11 protein-coding genes are annotated in these 16,504 nt (G+C 72.2%); 3 read left to right on the top strand and 8 right to left on the bottom strand.

Annotated elements, in window-relative coordinates:
• The first annotated feature begins 44 nt into the window (after nt 1–44).
• Together OC490_RS25090 and OC490_RS25085 are read left to right on the top strand one after the other, a co-directional pair.
• Nucleotides 45–2,879, top strand: coding sequence for an AfsR/SARP family transcriptional regulator (locus tag OC490_RS25090; RefSeq protein ID WP_262060243.1), 2,835 nt, complete (start codon nt 45–47; stop codon nt 2,877–2,879).
• 131 nt (nt 2,880–3,010) lie between these two features.
• Nucleotides 3,011–3,655 carry a hypothetical protein gene (locus OC490_RS25085; RefSeq protein WP_262060242.1) on the top strand — a complete coding sequence of 215 codons (645 nt, stop codon included), beginning with the start codon at nt 3,011–3,013 and terminating at the stop codon, nt 3,653–3,655.
• A gap of 94 nt (nt 3,656–3,749) precedes the next feature.
• Here OC490_RS25085 and OC490_RS25080 read toward each other — a convergent pair whose 3' ends face one another.
• Genes OC490_RS25080 through OC490_RS25055 form a run of 6 tightly spaced genes read right to left on the bottom strand, consistent with a single transcriptional unit; the run spans nt 3,750 to nt 11,685 of the window.
• Nucleotides 3,750–4,736 carry a PDR/VanB family oxidoreductase gene (locus OC490_RS25080; protein WP_262060241.1) on the bottom strand — a complete coding sequence of 329 codons (987 nt, stop codon included), beginning with the start codon at nt 4,734–4,736 and terminating at the stop codon, nt 3,750–3,752.
• Entirely contained in the window at nt 4,726–6,162 is a 1,437-nt protein-coding gene (locus OC490_RS25075; RefSeq protein ID WP_262060240.1) for a glutamine synthetase family protein, read from the bottom strand. Before OC490_RS25075 ends, OC490_RS25080 begins: the two co-directional genes overlap by 11 nt.
• Before the next feature lie 5 nt (nt 6,163–6,167).
• Nucleotides 6,168–7,520, bottom strand: a complete 1,353-nt coding sequence (locus tag OC490_RS25070) for an aromatic ring-hydroxylating dioxygenase subunit alpha (protein WP_262060239.1) — start codon at nt 7,518–7,520, stop codon at nt 6,168–6,170.
• A gap of 30 nt (nt 7,521–7,550) precedes the next feature.
• Complete coding sequence (locus OC490_RS25065; protein ID WP_262060238.1) at nt 7,551–9,497, bottom strand: primary-amine oxidase; 1,947 nt, start codon at nt 9,495–9,497, stop codon at nt 7,551–7,553.
• The gene (locus tag OC490_RS25060) at nt 9,494–11,035 is read right to left on the bottom strand and encodes a gamma-glutamyltransferase family protein (RefSeq protein ID WP_262060237.1); all 1,542 of its coding nucleotides are present in this window, start codon (nt 11,033–11,035) and stop codon (nt 9,494–9,496) included. Before OC490_RS25060 ends, OC490_RS25065 begins: the two co-directional genes overlap by 4 nt.
• Nucleotides 11,032–11,685, bottom strand: coding sequence for a cyclase family protein (locus tag OC490_RS25055; RefSeq protein ID WP_262060236.1), 654 nt, complete (start codon nt 11,683–11,685; stop codon nt 11,032–11,034). The genes OC490_RS25060 and OC490_RS25055 overlap by 4 nt, the downstream gene beginning before the upstream one ends.
• Before the next feature lie 137 nt (nt 11,686–11,822).
• On the opposite strand from OC490_RS25055, the gene OC490_RS25050 reads away from it, so the two are divergent.
• Nucleotides 11,823–12,527, top strand: a complete 705-nt coding sequence (locus OC490_RS25050; protein ID WP_262060235.1) for a GntR family transcriptional regulator — start codon at nt 11,823–11,825, stop codon at nt 12,525–12,527.
• A 20-nt stretch (nt 12,528–12,547) separates the two neighbouring features.
• Here OC490_RS25050 and solA read toward each other — a convergent pair whose 3' ends face one another.
• Together solA and OC490_RS25040 are read right to left on the bottom strand one after the other, a co-directional pair.
• Nucleotides 12,548–15,043 (bottom strand): N-methyl-L-tryptophan oxidase, encoded by a 2,496-nt coding sequence (gene solA / locus OC490_RS25045; protein WP_262060234.1) that lies wholly within the window; start codon nt 15,041–15,043, stop codon nt 12,548–12,550.
• Nucleotides 15,040–16,497: an aldehyde dehydrogenase family protein gene (locus tag OC490_RS25040; protein WP_262060233.1), complete on the bottom strand. Its 1,458-nt coding sequence runs from the start codon at nt 16,495–16,497 to the stop codon at nt 15,040–15,042. The genes solA and OC490_RS25040 overlap by 4 nt, the downstream gene beginning before the upstream one ends.
• Nucleotides 16,498–16,504: the final 7 nt, after the last annotated feature.

Here is a 16,504-nt window from a genome sequence, read left to right as displayed (position 1 = left end):
CGCGTACACGTCTGTGAAAGAAGGGAGGAGGCTTTGTGCGGGGGGTGGCGCACACGATGGTGGACGTGCAGTTGCTGGGGCCGGTGGAACTGTCGGCGGCGGGGCGCGCGGTGGAGGTTGGCCCGCCCCAACGCCGCACCGTGATGGCCGCGTTGGCCGTGGACGTAGGCCGGCCCGTCGCGGTGGACGTGGTCATGGAGCGGGTCTGGGGCCCACACGCGCCGGACGGGGCGCGCGGCGCCGTGCACGCCCATGTCGCCCGGATCCGGCGGGTGTGCGAGCAGGCCGCCGAGACCGCGCGGGAACCGTTGTCGCTGGTGCGGCGCTCCGGCGGCTACCTTCTGGAGGCCCGACCGGACCAGGTTGACGTGTACAGATTCCGGCAGTTGGTCGACCAGGCACGGACCGCGGGCCCGGCCGACCCGGAGCGGGCGCGGCTGCTGCGCGAGGCGCTGGACCTGTGGCGCGGGGAGCCGTTGTCCGGTCTGCACGGTCAGTGGGCGGCCCGGATGCGCGAGGCCTGGCGGCGCCAGCACCAGGACGCCGCCGTCGGCTGGGCCCGCGCGGAACCGGTCCACAGTGATCCCGCGTTAGTCATCGGCCCGTTGACCGGCCTGCTCGGCGAGTACCCGCTCGCGGAACCCCTCGCCGAGGCGCTGATGCGGGCCCTGCACGAGACGGGCCGCAGCGCGGAGGCCCTGGACTGCTACGCGGCCGTCCGCAAACGGCTCGCGGAGGAACTGGGCACCGACACGGGACCGGCACTGCGCCAGTTGCACCAGACGATCCTGCGCGGCCACCGCTCCGGCCCCGCCAAACGGCCCGAACCGTCCGAGGCGGCCCGCTCGGCGGAACTCCCCGCCCAACTCCCCATGGGCGTACGGGGGTTCACCGGCCGCGACGAGGAACTGACCCGGCTGGAGGCGATCCTCGCCTCGGCGGAGGGCGAGTTCGCCGCGGTGGTGATCTCGGCGGTCTCGGGCATGGCGGGCGTGGGCAAGACCGCGCTCGCGGTGCACTGGGCCCGCCGGGTCGAAAGTGCCTTCCCCGACGGGCAGTTGTACGTGAACCTGCGCGGCTTCGATCCGCAGGGGGCGGTGCTGGCTCCGACCGAGGCGGTCCGCGGGTTCCTCGACGCGCTGGGAGTACGGCCGGACCGGATACCGCCGGGCCTTGAGGCCCAAGTCGGCCTGTATCGAAGCCTGCTGACGGGGCGTCGGATACTGGTCGTACTCGACAACGCCCGCGACGAGGAACAGGTGCGCCCGCTGCTGCCGGGCGCGGTCGGCTGCATGGCGTTGGTGACCAGCCGGAACCGGCTCACCGGGCTGGCCGCGACCGAGGGCGCCCATCTGCTCGCGGTCGACCCGCTGACCCCGGACGCGGCACGGGACGTCCTGGCGGAACGGCTCGGCACGGGCCGGGTGGCCGCCGAACCGGAGGCCGTCGCGGACGTCGTCACCTGGTGCGCGGGACTGCCGCTGGCCCTGGCGGTCGTGTCGGCCCGCGCCGCCGCGCAGCCACGACGGCCGCTCGGCACGCTCGCCGAGGAACTCCGCGGGGCGAGCGGCCGACTGGACGCGCTCGACGGCGGCGAGGAGGCCAGCCAGGTACGGGCAGTGTTCTCGTGGTCCTACAGCGCGCTCAGCCCGGCCGCCGCCCGGCTGTTCCGGCTGCTGGCCCTGCACCCGGGCCCGGACCTCGGACAGCACGCGGCAGCCGCCCTGGCCGGCGCCCCGCCGGGACGCGTCCGCGGACTGCTCGCCGAACTGACCGGCGGGCACCTGTTGGCCGAGCACGCTCCGGGACGGTACGCGTTCCACGACCTGGTACGCGTCTACGCCGGGGAGCTGGTGGCCGCGTACGACGACGAGTGGGAACGGCGTGCGGCACTGCACCGGATGATGGACCACTACCTGCACTCCGCACGTGCCGCCGATGTCCTGGTGACCCCGCAGCCCAACCCGGTCGCCTCCGCCGCGCCCAGAGCGGGGGCGAACCCGGTCGAACCCGAGGACTACGGCAGAGCGCTGGCCTGGCTCGTCGCCGAACACCCGGTACTGCTGGAGATCGTGCGGCAGCCACCGCCCGGCTTCGACGGCCATGTGTGGCGACTGGTCACCGTCCTGACCACCTTCCTGGACCGGCACGGCTACTGGGAGGCGCTCCTGACCGCCGGCCACAGCGCGCTCGCGGCGGCCGAACGGGACGGCGACCTGGTCGGAAGAGCGGGCGCCCACCGCGGACTCGGCCTGGCCCTGGACCGCCTCAAGAGCCCCGAACCGGCCCGGGAGCACTACTTACAGGCGTTGGAACTCTTCGCCGAACTGGGCAGCGACGCGGGGCAGGCCCGTACCCATCAGCATCTTTCACGGATGTCGGGAACCCAGGGCAATCACGGACTGGCGCTGGAACACGCCCACCGGAGCCTGGAGCACTACCGGGTGGCGGACGACCGGGCCGGACAGGCCGCGGCGCTCAACCACATCGGCTGGCTGGAGGCCCATCTCGGCGAACACCACAGCGCGTTGGCCCACTGCGAGCAGGCGCTCGAACTCGCCCGTGAGGCCGGCGACGTGGACGGACAGGCCCACATCTCCGACAGCCTCGGCTACATCCACCACCAACTCGGCCGTCACCGACAGGCCGTCGACCGCTACCGGGAGGCGGCGGCCCTGTTCCGCGCCACCGGGGAACGCCGCAGCGAAGCCGACTGCCTGCTCTGCCTCGGCGACAGCCACCACAGTGCCGGTCAGCCCGACGCCGCCCATGAGGTCTGGGCCCGTGCCCTCGCCCTCACCGACGAACTCGGCCTGCCCGACGACGATCCCCTCCGCACCGGCCTCCGCGACCGCCTCGGCGAACGGCCCCTGCTGTAGCGGACCTTGCCAACCGTGCCGCTGTGGTGAGTGGGTACAACCCTCCCTGGCTGTGCCGCGTCGAACCTCCCAGGGAGGCGATGGTGGGCGGTACCTGGGAAGCGGGGCGACGGGCGTGGGGGCTGGCGGCCTTGGCGCTGCTCCTCGTCCTCGGCGGAGCTGCCGTGCTCGCGGTGCCCTATCGCCACAGCCTTTCCACCGCGCGAGCCTACGAAGCCGCACCGGCAACCCGTGGCGTCCCTGCCGTGGTCAGGAAGCTGGAGGACTACTCCAACGGTCATGGCGGCACCTACTGGGTGGAGGTCGCGGGTCCCGCGTCGGTATCCGGCAGGATCGTCCTCGGCGACTCCGGCCCTGTCCTGTCGAGGCTGCGGAAGGGCGACCGCATTGGAGTGGTCGTCTGGCACGGTCGCCGCACCGACATCACCTTCGACGGGCGTGTTCAGCAGACAGTTGAGGCGCCGACGTTGAATCCGGGTCTGTACCTGGGCGCCGGCCTGAGCATGCCGGCCGGCGGGGTGCTCGCGCTGTACATCGCCGTCTGGCTTCGCCGTAGGACGCATGAGCAGGCCCGGGGCCGCGCCGCAGACGGGTTCCCGCTCACCGGCAAGATGATCGCCGGAGCCTGCGCGGTCACCGTTGTCTCGGGCATCGCCGCTTCCGACGCACACGAGAGCGATCCACCTGCATTCGTCGGCATCTGGCTGACTGTCGCCCTCATCAGCCTCGCTGTGTGGGCGGCACGGCACCGGATACGGAACCGACGGTCTGGCTGATGGTCCCAGCACAGGTCAATCCCCGGGGCAACTCGAAGACGTCCGCCGCTACCGCCCCCGCGCCCTCCTCGACCACCCTTGCGAAAGGCCGCACTTAGAGGTCCAGCTCCAGCACCGGGGAGTCGGAGCGGCTCACGCAGATCATCATCGTAGTGGCGGCGGTGCGTTCGGACGGCTCGATCACCGAGTCGCGGTGGTCCGGGAGCCCGGCCACGACCGCCGTCTCGCAACTGCCGCAGTAGCCCTCCTCGCAGGAGAAGGGGACGTCCGGGAGCTTCTCGCGTACGACGTCCAGTACGGAACGGTCGGCGGGCACGGTCAGCCGCAGCCCCGAACGGCTCAGCACCACCTCGAACTCACCCTCCGGAACTGCGAGTCGGCCCGAGACCGTGTCGTCGGCCGCGGTGAAGCGCTCCAGGTGAAGTGCCCGCGCGGAGTCGGCCGTGCGGCACAGCGCCGTCACCGCGTCGAGCATCGGCTGCGGACCGCAGGCGTAGACGGCGTGCGCGGCCGGGGCGGCGGCGAGTTCGGCCGCCAGGTCCGGCAGACCCGCCTCGTCCTGCGGTACGAGCAGCACCCGGTCGCCGCCCAACTCCACCAACTCCTCGGCGTACACGAGCCGCGACCGGTCGCGGGCACCGAGGACCAACCGCCACGGCAGACCGCGTGCGGTGAGCTCACGGACCATCGGCAGCAGCGGGGTGACGCCGATGCCGCCGGCCAGCAGCAGATAGCCCTCCGCGGGCACCAGAGGGAAGCGGTTTACCGGCCCGTGTACCTCCAACTCCCGTCCCACCAAGGCGGTTTCGTGAATCTCCCGGGAGCCGCCCCGCCCCTCGGGCACGCGATGCACGGCGACCGTCCATGCCTCCGTGTCCGCCACGTCCCCGCACAGCGAGTAGGCCCGCCGCAGCCCCGAGGGCAGGGTCAACTCCACGTGCGCGCCCGGTTCCCAGGCCGGGAGGGCGCCGCCGGCGGGCCGGGTCAGGCGTAGTTCCAGCACCTCGTGGGCGATCCAGCGGGCCTGTCGGACCAGGAGGCGCTCGGTGTTCGCGCGGGGGGAGTCGAGGTCAGAAGACACGGAAGTACTCCCGTTGTTCCCAGTCGGTCACCTCTTGGCTGAAGCGGTCGATCTCGGCGCGCTTGATGCCCGTGTAGTAGGAGACGAAGTCCTTGCCGAGGCGGGTCGCCAGCGCCTGGTCCGCCTCCAGCGCGTCGAGGGCTTCGCCCAGCGAACGGGGAAGGGGTTCGGCGTTGGCGGCGTACGGCTCGTCGGCCGCGGGGCCCGGGTCCATGCCGCCCGCGACCCCGTCGAGACCGGCGGCGAGCTGGGAGGCGAGGTAGAGGTAGGGATTGGCCGCGGGTTCCCCGATCCGGTTCTCCAGTCGCGCGCTTGACGGATCGTCACCCAGCACCCGCACCATCGCCCCGCGATTGTCGCTTCCCCACACCGCACGGTCCGGCGCCAACGACAGCGAGCGAAAACGCTTGAAACCATTGAGAGTCGGCGTGGAGAACGCGCTCGTGGCCCGCGCGTGCCGGAGCAGTCCACCGAGAAAGGCGGTCCCGTACGGCGACAACGGCGGCCCGGACACGGTGAGTTCGCCGCCGTCCGGTGCGAAGACCCCCACACCGTCCCGCACCATGCTCTGGTGCAGATGCCACCCGCTGGAGAACACCCCGGGCAGATGGGGGCGGCACATGAAGGTGGCGTGGTGGCCGTGGCGGGCGGCGACCTGCTTGACGGCGCTGCGCAGCAGGACCATCGCGTCGGCGGTGCCCAGGCCGTCGGCGGGCTGCAGGGTCAACTCGACCTGGCTGGGCCCGAATTCGACCTCCAGACTGCGCAACGGCAGCCCCAGGCCCTCGATGTTCGCGCGCAGGACGTCGAGGATGGGGTCGAGTTCGTCGTAGCGCAGTTCGCTGAGGTACTGGTAGCCGTGGTTGAGCATGCCGACCTCGGGCGCGGCTCCGGGCTGGCCCTGGTCGCCCGGGCCCAGACGGGGGTCGTCGAGCCGGAAGAGGTGGAACTCCACCTCCAGGCCGGTGCGGTAGGTCAGTCCGTCGGCCTGGTCGAGGACCGAGCGCAGCAGGCCGCGCGTGCACAGCGGGACCGGAGCGCCGGAGGTGAAGCGCAGGTCGCACAGCAGCCAGCCCGTGCCCGGTGACCACGGCAGCATCCGGAACGTCGACGGGTCGGGCACCATCACCATGTCGGCGGCGCCGCGCAGTTCGGGCAGCCCGAGCGGGGTCTCCTTGGTGAAGAGGGGGAAGACGGTCCGCCCCGACGTGTCCTTGGCGAGCAGGGACGAGGCGATGCCGGTGCCGTCGCGCAGCACATTGGGCAGCTCGCCCACGGTGACGGTCTTGCCGCGCAGCAGACCGTGCTGGTCGGCGAAGACCAGCCGTACCACCGTCATCCCACCGCTCTCCGCGCGCGACTGTATCTCCCGTGCGGCGGCGGCCTGTTCGGGGTTCCACAGGCCGTGGCGTTCGATGAATCCCACGCGGCTCAGCCGTCCGTTCCCAGTGGCTGCGCCCAACTGCTGTCGGCGCGCTGCTTGTCAGTGACGGCCGTCCAGTGCTCCCGCCAGCGCTCGGTGGGCCCGATCCCGTCGAGGGCGACCGGCCCGTGCAATCGGCCCGCCTCCTCGGCGGACAGGACCAGGGGCGGATCCTCGCCCCGCTCGACGGCGGTGACGGCCTCGCCGAGCATGCGCCGGTACATCACGATGGCCTTGTCGGAGCGGCCCAGATGCTCACGGGTACGGTCCTGCACGGCCCCCTGCCCCTCCACCGCCCACTGGTCGTGCACGTTGATGTCGAAGCCGAGCCCGGTGTACGTCGTCGTGCGCTGCTCCACCGGGTCGTAGCCGTAGCCGTTCGCGCGGCCGAAGCGCGGCCGGTAGTCGGGCAGGGTGACCGCGCCGACCCGCTGCCGGCGCATCTCCGCCTGGTCCACCGGGCCGCCGACACTGGTGAACAGGGCATACCAGTAACTGGAGTTGTCGTCGATCGGCACATGCCACTGGGTGATCGCCGTCTCCGCGTCCAGCGGGATGTGGAAGGCGTGCGGGAACACCTGGTGGGTGATACGGACATGGGTACGGCTGCCGTCCATCGGCAGGCCCTGCGTGTCCGTTCCGTCGAGCGTGCGCCGGGCGGTGATGCGGATGCCGTACGGGGTGCGGACGGCGTCGATGTCGGGGCGGCCGTACTCGCGCAGGATCTTCGTCATCGGGAGGTCGGTGCCCTGGGAGGCGGCGCGGAACTGTTTGCCGTAGCTGTCGGCGGGGTCCTCGTCCAGGAAGAAGCGGTGGAGGTAGGAGGCGTGCGCGGGGTCGATGCCGACCTCAAGGGCCTGGAGCCAGTTGCACTCCAGCAGCCCTTTCCAGGCGAAGGCGTGGTCCACGGGTGCCTGGAAGCAGTCCAGGGCGGGGAGTTGGGGCGGCTCGCCGGGGCCGAGGTAGCCCCAGATGATCCCGTTGATCTCGCGGACCGGATAACTGCCCAGCCGCACGCGGGACTTGAGCAGGCTGTCGACGGGCTCGGCCGGTGTGTCGAGGCACGAGCCGTCGCGGGCGAACAGCCAGCCGTGGAAGCAGCAGCGCAGTCCGCCGTCCTCCAGGCGGCCGAGCGCCAGGTCGGCGCCCCGGTGCGGGCAGCCCCGGTCGACGAGACCGAGTTCGCCGTCCTCGTCACGGAACAGGACCAGGTCCTGGCCCATCACCTTGGGTGCCACCAGCGGCCGTGCGCCCTCGAGTTCCTCGCTGAGGGCGATCGGCTGCCAGTAGCGGCGCATCCACTCACCGGCCGGGGTGCCGGGCCCGGTCCGGGTGAGCCGGGTGTTCTCTTCCTCGCGCATGGGACGCCTTTCGGGGGAGGGGTGGCGCGGTCAGCCGCAGCAGTGGTCCGGGGCCGAGGGGCTCGGCGTGTGGCAGGAGACGGGGGCGGGCACGTCCAGGGCCGGGTTGCGGTCGAAGAAGCCGTCGGGCTCCAGGCGCAGCCGCGCCTTGGCCACCGGCATCACCGGCCACTCCTCCGGGCGCGGGAAGTGGTGCGAGCCGACCGTGGCCCACAGCACCAGGTCGGTGCCGTCCAACGACCGGTTCTCCTCCTGCCACTTGTGGACGCCGTCCGCGCCCGGCTCGGCCTGGTTCGGGTACTCGCCGCCGACGAACCGCCGCTCCGCGTCGTAGGCCGTCGCCCACAACTGCCGCCCCACGAACGGCGCTCGGCGTGCGCAGACACTGTCCTCGCGCACCGGCAGCACCGCCGTGTTCTCCAAGTGCACGCGGTACGCGGTCGGTTCACCCATCCGGTTGCGGGACTCGGTGCTCTCCACCCGCCAGTGCAGCCCGCGCGACGGATCGGTGCGCCGGGCGCCCTCCGACTCGCTGAGGATCGGCCGCAGCACGGTCCGGGCCGCGTTGCCGTACGGGTCGAGCACCGGGTCGGGCTCGTGCTCGGCGGTGACCTCGACCAGGCGGTTGGGATCGCCGTCCACCGCCATGTCGAGGCGGACGCTGAAGAAGTGCTGGTGGTTGGTTACCGCGACGTTCGGCGCGACCCGGCGCGCGTACGGCGTCGCCTCGTCCTCCTCGACACCGGTCGCGGAGAGGATGCCGGTCATCTTGATCTCCAACATCACCGAACCGTCCTGGTACAGCGACCAGTAGAAGCCGTAGTCGTAGTTGGCGACGGTCGCGAACGCCGAGATGATCAGCCGGCGCGAACGGCGCACCTCCGTACGGCCCGTGCGGCCGTCGTGGTGCTTCCAGAGGATGCCGTCGTCCTCCTCGTGCACACAGACGGCGTTGGGGACGATCCGGGGGACGCCGTCGCCGCCGAGCACGGCCGCGTCGAAGTACTGGATGACACCGAGGCAATCGCAGCCCAGGGCAAGGGAGTTGGTGAGCGGGCCCGCGCCGTACTCGCCCCAGTCGAAGAAGTTCTTGCGGTACTGGGTGGAGGCGGTGTCGAAGTAGGGGACGTACATCTCGTTGACGGCCGCACGCCGGATCACCTGGCGAGGGCCCTTCCCGGCCGCCGCGAAGGCGAGGTCGTGCAGCACGAGCCCCTCGCGATGGCTGAAGCCGACCCGAACGGACCACCCCTGCCAGTCGATCCGCTGCCCGGTGACGGTGAAACTCGGACCGCCCGGCTGCACGACCTCCAGCGGCTTCAGCCCCGGGCGCTCGGCCACCGTCCCGGCCGCGAACACGCCCGACTCCTCCGACAACGGGATCACCCCGTGGTCCTCGATGTGCAGGATCTCCATGGTCTCCATGTCGATGATCGGCACGACCCCCTGCACCGGGCGGGCATAGCCGTTGTCGTCCTCGGAGACGCGGTGCCAGACGCTGCCCCAGGTCAGCCGCCGGCCCGCGTACTCGGGCGGTTCGAAGCCGCCGATCGACTCCGGGTCCACCATCACCAGCGACACGTCGTGGATACCGCGCAGCGCGAGCGCCTCCCGGAAACGCGGGTCGGCGCGGCAGGCGGCAGCGGCCTGCCGGGCCTCCTCCGAGGAACAGCCCGGACTGCGGACGTCCAACTCCCGCCAGGCGGTGGTCTGCGGCTTGTCGCCGAGTTCGAGATCGACCTCGAAGGCATGGCGTACGGAGGGGGAGAACACGACCGCGCGGGCCCGCCGGGTGTCCCCGGGCGCGGCACGGCGGGCGTGGTCCTCGTCCAGTGCCACCCCCCAGAACCGCGAGTCGTCGGGGACCCGGGTGTCGGCCCTCAACGCCCCTACGGCCGTGGCGAGTTCGGTGACGGTGAGTGGGTCCAGCGGATGCGGTGCGTCGGCCGGTACGGGTTCGGGGGCGAGAGCGCTCACAGGGAACTTCCTTCCAAGGTGGTGCCACCGTCGGCGCGGGGATCGGAGGCGCCGTCCAGCCGACCGCCGGCGGACAGTCGTACGGCCTGCGTGTGACCGGCCAGATCGGTACGGCCCGGCGCCACGACGACCGGAACCACCGATGGGAACGCGCCCGCCGGAACGGATCCGGGCTCGGCCAGCAGGGTCGGTGTCTCGTGGCCGATGTCGCGGGCACCGATCACCCACCGGGGCCGGTCCAGGACGGCTGCCGGATCGGCTGCCGGGTCCATCAGGTCGGGGACGGTCTGGGCGAGGATCTGCGGCTGCGCCCGGCCGCCCTGACAGCCCGCCGCGAGCAGCAGGTCGGCCGACCTGCCGAGCACGGGACAGAGGGTGTGCGGGGGACGCAGGCCGGGGCCGATGAGGGCCGGATGGCCGGGGAGCAAGCTGAACGCCGAGCCCCGGTTGTGCAGCACGATGCCCGTCTCCGGATCGCAGATGCCGGAACCGAAGGTCTGGTACACGCTCTGGATCAGCGAGACGGCCAGCCCGGACACGTCTACGGCGGTGATCGCGACGGTGTCCCCGGCGGGCCGGAATGACGGCTCGGGCGGTTGCGCGCCGGCGAGCGCCGCCGGGCGCAGCAGTCCGTCCAGGTCGACGGGTGAGGGGCCGAGCGGATCGCCGAGCAGCAAGTCCCGTGCCGCCGAGGCGTCTTGGCAGCGGACGGCCAGCACACCGGTGCGCTCCGGTTCGGGCAGTTTCGCCACCGAGGCTGCGGTCTCCAGTACGGCCAGCAGGCTCGCCCCCTGACTCGGCGGCGGCGCGGTCCACCACCGCGTACCGGCCACGTCCAGCGTCAACGGCTCGACGCTCGCCGCCCGATGAGCCGCGAAGTCGCTCGCGGAGAGTGAACTCCCGGCCAGGCGCAGGCCGTTCACCAATGCCTCGGCGACCGCGCCCCGGTAGAAGGACGACGGGTCGTCTGCGAGTGTGCGCAGTACGGTGGCCAGCCGGGGCTGGGGGAGTGGGTCGCCCTCGTCGAGCGGTGCGCCCTCGGGCCCGGTCAGGAGCGCGGTGAGCCCGGGGTCCGCGGCGATCTGTGGGGCCCGCTCGCGGACGGCACGAGCCAGACCCGCCGAGACGGTGGCCCCGTCCTCGGCCAGGTCGGCGGCGTCCCGCAGCGCGGCGGACAGGGCACCGGGTGTGCCATGGGCCTCGGCGAGCGCGGCCCAGCCCGCCACCACGCCGGGCACGGTCACCGTCTGTGGACCCTGCGCGGGCATCCGCTCGTCGGCCGCGCGCAGAGCATCGACGTCTACGGACTGTGCGGCGGCCCCCGCCGAGACCACCGCGCGCACCGAGCCGCCGGGTGCGTGGACGAGCGCGATCAAGTCACCGCCCAGGGAACACTGGTGGGGATAGACGACGGTGAGAGCGGCGGCTGCCGCCAGCGCCGCGTCCACGGCGTTGCCGCCCTGCTCGGCCGCGCGCCGGGCAGCCGCCAGCGCCGCCGGATGCGGTGCGGCGAGGATCAGCGGCGAGGAGGCTGTCATGCCTCGTCCCTGGGGAACAGCACGGTTCGGGAGGGGGCTGCCTCGGCGCCCTGCAAGGGCAGGGGGAGGGAGATCATGTCGTAGACCCCGGCGGGGCTGTGCAGCAGATCGACCACTTCCAGGATCAACACCTCGGCCGCGCACAGGAGTTGGTGGGTCTCCCAGTGGGTGGTGTAGGCGACCGCCTCGATGCTCAGGTAGTCGATGCCCGCGGTGCGTACGCCGGCCTCGATGAGCCGTTCCGCGCCGTCCGGGGCCAGTCCGACCCACTGCCGGGCCTTCCACGGGCTGCGCAGCACGCCGTCGGAATTGCTGGTGCGCAGCAGCACGCGTTCCTCGGTGCCGAGACCGGCCGCGTCGAGATCGGCGGCGGTGATCTGCTCCTTGACGTGGGTGAGATCGAGGACGCGGGCGGTGCCGTTGAGGGCGGACAGGTCGAGCCGGTCGACCGTCCTGCCGCCGTCGATGAAGTGGGCCGGAGCGTCGATGTGGGTGCCGGTGTGGGCGCCGATGCGCCAGCGGCTCACATTGGAGGGATCGCCTGCGGTACGGGACTCGACGATCTCCACCTCGGGTCGGCGGCCCCAGTGCAGCATGCCGGGGTGGATGGGAACGGACACGTCGATCGCCTTGGCGAAGTCCAGATTCATGCGGCCCTCCTATTGGATGCGGATATCATGGAAGTGGATCCAAAAGTGTGTGGCTGTGGACGCCCCGGGCCGCGTGGGAAACTGCTCCACCACCGCGCACCCCCCGACCGCCCCCGAGAAGGGTTTGACCGACTCCCATGACCCCTCAGACTGACGACGAGCCCCTCGTCGACGACATCGCGGCCCGAATCCGCGCGCGGATCATGAACGGCGAGCTGGCGATCGGCAAACCGCTGCGCCAGGCGGCGCTGGCCACCGAGTTCGGGGTCAGCCGCACACCGGTGCGCGAGGCGCTGCGTCAGCTCCAGAACGGTGGGCTGATCGAGATGCAGCCGAACCGCGGTGCGGTGGTCCGGGTGCCCGCGCCCTGGGAGGTGCGGCAGGCGTACGAGGTGCGCGCCGAACTGGAGGGCATGGCCGCCCGGCGCGCCGCCTCCCGCATCACGGAACGCGGGCTCGCCGCACTGCGCGAGCACAACGCGGTCCTGTGCGAGGCGGTGGCGCGGGCCGCCGGTGAGGGGACGGGGGGCGGTAGCGCCGCGACCACCGCGGCGAACGACTGCTTCCACACGGTGATCTGCGAAGCGGCCGACAACCCCTGGCTGACCCGGATGATCGACCGGATCAACGAGAGCTTCCCGCGCAACGTCTCCTCGCTCGCCCTCGCAGGTGACGAACGCCATCGGCAGCTCAACATCCGTGAACACGAGGCCGTGATCGAGGCGTTGGCTGCGCATGACGCCGACCGTGCGGATGAGTTGATGCGCGAGCACGTCATCAGTTCCGGGGAGCATCTGACGGCCTGGTACGAGCGCCGGTCCCAGACGGTCTTCCACGGCTGAGTGGATTTTGTGGCGCCGCTTCATGAGGTTCCGCCGGGGAACAGTCGGGCCGGGGACAGGAAGTCCAGGTCCGGGCGGGCGATCCCGCACACGAGGTCGGCCAGCGCCTCGCCGATCGCCGGTCCGAACTTGAAGCCGTGACCCGAACACGCCGAGCCCAGCAACACCTGTGGTACGCCCGGTAGTTCGCCGACCACGAAGCGGCGGTCGGCGGTCATCGTGTAGAGGCACGTCAGGCTCTCGGTCACCGGCCCGGCACCGGGCAGCACCTGCGCCACCGCCTCGCTGAGCAGGGCGAGTTCCTCGGCGGTGGCTCGGGGGCGAGGCGCTTGCGGGTCCCAGGTCGGGCCGCTGTCCAGACCTGCCTTGAGACCGCGCCCGTCGGCCGAGGGAAACCCGTACAGCAGGCCCTGCGGCAGATCGACGGAGAAACTTCCCAGGCCGGAGGGGCCGAGCGGGCCCGCCGGGTCGGCGGCGAAGTAGGCGTTGACGATCCGAGTGACCGTCAGGTGCTCGGCGAGGGACGGGACTTGGGCTGCGGTCCAAGGACCGGTGCACAGCACCAGACGGCGGGTGCGCAGGACGGCCTCAGCGGTGCGGACCACGACCTCGTCGCCGTCCGCTTCCCAGCCGAGGACGGCGGAGTTGTCCTCCACGCGTGCTCCGGACCGTTCGGCCAGGGCGAGTTGGGCGCGGAGGGTCTCCTGCGCGTCGATGATCCCGGCCCGAGGGTCGTGCACCGCGGTGAATCCGGCGGGCAGTCGCAGCCCCGGGAAGATCCGTGCCGCCTCCTCCGCGTCGACCTCGCGGCAGCCGGGGCCGCGCAAGGGGTCCGGGCGGCCGTTCGGCGCCGCGTACAACCCGCCCGTGATGTCGAGCAGTTGGGCCTTCGAGGCGCCCTCCAACTCCGTCCATGCCCGGTAGGCGGTGTCGACCAGGGCGTCCCAGTCGGGGTGGGGGTAGGCGCGACGGATCATCCGGGTCGCCCCGTGCGAGGAGCCCAGGTCATGGCCCAGGCCGTACTGTTCGAGCCCCAGGACGTCGAGTCCGCGCGCGGCCAGGTGACGCAGGGCGGCACTGCCGTGGACGCCGAGACCGACCACGATCGCGTCGTGGCGGCGGGAGTCGGGGCGTGTGGTGTGCGGGCTGGGAGTAGCAGCCGTGGGCGTGATGTGCGATGTCGAGGGTGCCGGTGTGGGCGTCGCGGGTTCGATCCCGGCCCGCGTCTCCCCCCTCGCGTCCTGCCGACCCGTGCCCGACGCCGTACCCCGCCCGTGCAGGCACACGATCTCGCGTACCGCCTCCACCAGGGCGTCCAGATCGTCCACGTCGTTGTAGACGTGGACGGAAGCCCGGACCACCTTGGTCAGGCCCCGGTGGTCCATGTCCCAACGGCCGTGTCCTGCCGGAACCGCGATCAAATGGACCCGGCGGTAGGTGAGTCGACGCTGAACTTCGGAGGCGTCCAGCCCGTCGACCACGAAGGTGACGATGGCGCCGCCCGCGGCCGGCGGATCGGTGACCCGGACGCCCGGCAGCGCGGAGAGACGTTCCCGCAGCGAGGCGGCGAGAGCGGCCAGGTGCCGGGCGACTGTGTCCACGCCGAGCGCGCCGAGGTCGGTCAGCGCGGCGCCGAGGCCGAGGCGCAGGGCGTGTGCGGCCTCCCAGAGCTCGAAGCGCTTGGCGTCCGGCACCAGTTCCCAACTGCGCTCGGCGGTCCATACGGCGCCCCGGACATCGGGTGCCTCGGGGGCGAGCCGGTCCAGCAGGGGGCGCCGGACCGCGAGCAGGCCGGTGCCGCGCGGGCCGCGCAGGAACTTCCGGCCGGTGCCGATGAGCAGGTCACAGCCGATGGCACCCATGTCCACCGGCAGTTGGCCGAGGGACTGCGTGGCGTCCAGGAGAAAGGGCACCCCGTGGGCGCCCGCCAACGCGCCGATGGAGGACGCGGGTTCGACCAGCCCCGAGGACGTCGGGACATGCGCGGCCGTCACCAGCGCCGCCGGTCCCGCCCGCAGTGCCGCCTCCAGGGCCTCCAAGTCCACCGCCCCGTCAGGGCCGTTGGGCAACAGCTCGACCCGGACACCGTGGTCGCGTTCGACCGACAGCAGGTGCAGCGCGCTGCTCACGTAACTGGAACGGGCCGCCAACACCCGGTCCCCGGGACGGAGTCGAAGCGCCGACACGGCACGCTGCCAGCCGGCCGTCGCGCTCTCGACGAGGGCGACCTCCTCCAGTCGCGCGCCGAGGAGTTCGGCGGTACGCGCGTAGACGGCATCCAGCGCGGGAGCCGCGTGTTTCGCGGCCTCGTAGCCGCCGGACAGGCTCTCCGCGCGGAGGTGGTCGATGACCGCCTCGACGGTGCCGTTGGCGAGCAGGGCAGCGCCCGCCGAGTTGAAGTGGTGACCGGTGAACGAGCCCGGGGTGCGGGCGCGTTCGGCCGCGACGTTCAGGCTGCGTGGGGGCGGGGGACTCGGGGGCGAAGCGGCCGTACCGGCCGTGACGGGCGCGCTCACAGGGCGATCGTCACGCTCTTGAGCTCGGTGAACCCGTCGACGGCGGCGTCGCCGAGGTCCCTGCCGAGGCCGGACTGCTTCATCCCGCCGAAGGCCACGGCGGGGTCGAACTCGTTGTACGTGTTGACCCACACGGTCCCCGCCTCCAGCGCGGCGGCCGTGCGATGGGCGCGGGCCAGACTGCCGGTCCACACACCGGCGGCGAGGCCGTACTCGCTGTCGTTGGCCAGGGCGATGGCCTCCTCCTCGCTGTCGAAGGGCAGGATCGCGGCGACCGGGCCGAAGATCTCCTCCCGGGCGATCCGCATGTCGGGGGTGACCTCGGTGAACACCGTCGGCGGTACGAACCACCCCGGCCCGGCGAGCGGTTCGCCTCCCACGGCCACCTCGGCGCCCTCGGCGCGGCCCAGTTCGACGTAACCGGTGACGCGGTCGTACTGCTCCTGCGACACCAGCGGACCGATGTTGATGCCGCCTGCCAGCCCCGGGCCGATCCGCAGCGCCTCCACGGCCGGCACCAACCGGTCCAGGAACTCCTTGACGATCGTCCGCTCCACCAGCAGCCTGCTGCCCGCCGTGCACATCTGCCCGGAGTGCCCGAACACCGCGCGCACGGAGTTCGGTACGGCCGCGTCGAGATCCGCGTCGGCGAAGACGATGTTGGGGGACTTGCCGCCCAGTTCGAGCGTGAGCCGCTTCAACGACGGCGCCGCCGCGGCCATGATGTGCCGCCCGACCTCCGTCGATCCCGTGAAGGACACCTTGGCGACGCCGGGATGGGCGACCAGTTCCGCACCCGTACGGCCGTCACCGGTCAGGACGTTGACGACGCCCTCGGGTACGCCCGCCTCCAGGCAGAGCGCCGCCAGCCGCAGCGCGGTGAGCGGGGTCTGCTCGGCCGGCTTGACCACGACCGTGCAACCGGCGGCCAGCGCCGGGGCGACCTTCCAGGCGGCGATCATGAAGGGGAAGTTCCACGGCAGTACGGCGGCCACCACGCCCACCGGTTCACGGACGCTGTACACATGACGGTCGGGACCGGCCGCGTGCACGGTGCCCGACAGCCGGGTCGGCGTGCCCGCGAAATGGCGGATCGCCTGCAGCCCCAACTCCACATCGCCACGGGCGCGTTCGACGGCCTTGCCGTTGTCCAGGGTGTCCAGCACCGCCAGTTGCTCGGCGTCGCGCTCCACCAGGTCGGCGAGACGCAGCAGGACGTCACGGCGCTGCCGGGGCGCCAGCCCGCGCCAACGTTGGTCCCGGTGTGCGGTGTCGGCGGCCTCGACTGCCGCGGACACCTCGGCCGGGCCCGCCTGGGCGACCGTGGTGAGCTGGTCCCGGGTGGCCGGGTCGAGCACCGGTATCCGCTCCGTCGCGGTGCCGGTGGTCCACTCGCCGCCGATGAGCATGGGCTCGCAGTCAGGCAGCCGGGGGAGCACGATGCTGGGGTCCACGGTGTTC

The organism is Streptomyces sp. STR69, from assembly GCF_024519455.1.
GTDB lineage: Bacteria > Actinomycetota > Actinomycetes > Streptomycetales > Streptomycetaceae > Streptomyces.
Note: the sequence above shows the minus strand (reverse complement) of the source record. Positions and strands in the feature narration are given on the sequence as shown.

Coding starts and splice junctions, on each gene's coding strand:
- OC490_RS25070 (WP_262060239.1), bottom strand. CDS start 7,520: ATGCGCGAGGAAGAGAACACCCGGCTCACCCGGACCGGGCCCGGCACC.
- OC490_RS25060 (WP_262060237.1), bottom strand. CDS start 11,035: ATGACAGCCTCCTCGCCGCTGATCCTCGCCGCACCGCATCCGGCGGCG.
- OC490_RS25055 (WP_262060236.1), bottom strand. CDS start 11,685: ATGAATCTGGACTTCGCCAAGGCGATCGACGTGTCCGTTCCCATCCAC.
- OC490_RS25050 (WP_262060235.1), top strand. CDS start 11,823: ATGACCCCTCAGACTGACGACGAGCCCCTCGTCGACGACATCGCGGCC.